General features: G+C 68.7%; 2 protein-coding genes and 1 pseudogene. 1 reads left to right on the forward strand and 2 read right to left on the reverse strand.

From position 1 onward, the window contains the following. The first annotated feature begins 494 nt into the window (after positions 1 to 494). Positions 495 to 713: an SCO4848 family membrane protein gene (locus J7E68_RS15230; RefSeq protein ID WP_215173996.1), complete on the forward strand. Its 219-nt coding sequence runs from the start codon at positions 495 to 497 to the stop codon at positions 711 to 713. Positions 714 to 740: 27 nt separating this feature from the next. On the opposite strand, the gene J7E68_RS15235 is transcribed toward J7E68_RS15230, so the two are convergent. Together J7E68_RS15235 and J7E68_RS15240 are read right to left on the reverse strand one after the other, a co-directional pair. After that, positions 741 to 1,199: a GyrI-like domain-containing protein gene (locus J7E68_RS15235; RefSeq protein ID WP_215173998.1), complete on the reverse strand. Its 459-nt coding sequence runs from the start codon at positions 1,197 to 1,199 to the stop codon at positions 741 to 743. 89 nt (positions 1,200 to 1,288) lie between these two features. After that, positions 1,289 to 2,059 (reverse strand): annotated as a pseudogene (locus J7E68_RS15240) (MFS transporter); the annotation flags it as partial.

Consider the following 2,059-nt stretch of genomic DNA (forward strand, 5'->3'; position numbering starts at 1 on the left):
CGGGCCTGCATTCGGTGTGGGGCCAGGATGCGGTTGCCGGGGGCGGGTGCAGGTGCGGGGGCTGCCGGGTGCCGAATGCAGGACGGATGCACGAATGCACGAATGTAGGGATGTAGGGATGTACGAATGCAGGACGGATGCACGGATGCAGGACCGGAAACCGTGTTCTGGGCCTGCATCTGTAATTCGGGCCTGCATTCGGTGTGGGGCCAGGATGCGGTTGCCGGGGGCGGGTGCAGGTGCGGGGGCTGCCGGGTGCCGAATGCAGGACGGATGCACGGATGCAGGGATGCACGAATGTACGGATGCAGGACGGATGCACGGATGCAGGACCGGAAACCGTGATTTGGGCCTGCATCTGTGATTTGGGCCTGCATTCGGCTCGGGGTGAGGGTTCCGGGGCCGGGATGCCGGGGTTCGGGGGGATGCGGGAGCCGGGGGTGGGGTTCAGGACGGCGCAGCGGAGGGAGAGGCGCGGACACTACCGTGGAGAGGTGATCGTTCTCGCCGTCGTCCTCTTCCTCAACGCCGCCTTCAACGTGGTGGTGTGGCCGCGTTTCTACAAGCGCGTCGCCACCGACCCGCGCGCACGGGATGCCGACGGCAAGGCCACGACCTTCCTCAAGGTGCACGCGGTGCTGATCGCGATCGCCCTCGTGCTCGCGCTGGTCTCGGTGCTGGTCGGCATCGCCGCGCTCACCGGCGCGCTCTGACACTAAGCGACCCGACAGCCCCGGCGCTCAGCTGCGGACGATCGGCTGCTGAAGCTCGGTGATCCAGTCCGCCTGGTCTTCGGACTCGGACTGCAGGTAGACCTCGCGGCACGCCCCCTGCGCTTCGGCTCCCTGCGCGATGATCGCCTCGTTCACCTCGTGCCAGCTGTCGTCGATCGTCGCCATGGACCCGAGGTGCGTGGCGGTGAATGCCGAGTCGACGGCGGGCAGCTCGACGATCACGAGGTCGTCGATCGCGGGACCGTCGTAGGTGAAGCCCACCGTGATGCGCACGCCGTGCTTGTCCATGTCGTACTCGGCGATCGGCAGGCCGGGCTCTCCGCCCGATGCCACGATCGCGTCGGCGACCTGATCGAACAGCGGACCCACGACGGCTGCGACCTCGGGCTGCGTGGCCACGGTCTGGGTCAGAGCCGCGAGGCGGACATAGGGAAGCGGCTTCTCGGTGATCTGCTCGGCGGACATCGTCGTCTCCTCAGGTCGTGGGTGCGTGCCGCCGATCCTACGCAGGGCCGCGGACATCGGCCAGAGGTGGCGTGACACGGGCGAACGCCTCAGGGCGCTTCGTACTGCGTGGCGTGCTCGGCCCACCGGGACTCGACGGGCAGGGCGCGCAGCGCGCGGTTGCCCAGGGCGAGCGCGACCGCGATCACGCACAGTGCCGCACAGACGAGGATCGTCCGCTCGCGTCCGATCCAGGTCAGACCGAAACCGGCGATCAGGGGCGCGAGGGGCATCGCACCCATGCCCAGCACCGCGGCGGCGCTGTTGGCTCGACCGAGCAGCTGGGTGGGGGTCGCGACCATGAAGTAGCCCATCATCCCCGCGTTCAGAGCCGGAAGAAGAAGCACCGAGGCCCCCAGCACGATGACGATCGCCCACGGCTGGGTCACCATCGACAGCACGATCGTGCCCACGGCGACGACCGTGAGGCCGCTGATCGCCAGCACCCCGGCACGGATGCGGGGCACGAGGGTCGGGGCGACGACGGCCCCCACGAGCATGACGGCGCCGATGGCTGCGCTGAGAGACCCGATGAGCAGCTCGGAGTATCCGTCCTGCTGCAGTGCGTAGATGACGGTGGTGATCGCCGCGTTGAAGCCCAGGTTGATGATCGTGATGATCAGCAGCACGCCGCCGAGGTCGGGGCGCGAGAGCAGCCAGCCGAACCCTTCGCGCAGCTCGGCCCAGGCACTGGTCCTCGCCGGCGCCGCACCGGCATCCGATGCGAGGGCATCCTCCGCGGCATCCATCGCGACAGCATCCTGCGCTGCATCCGCGGTGAATCCCAGACCATCCGCCGGATCCACGGCGGGTCCGGCGAC

It is taken from the genome of Microbacterium sp. ISL-103 (genome assembly GCF_018613995.1).
Lineage (GTDB): Bacteria > Actinomycetota > Actinomycetes > Actinomycetales > Microbacteriaceae > Microbacterium.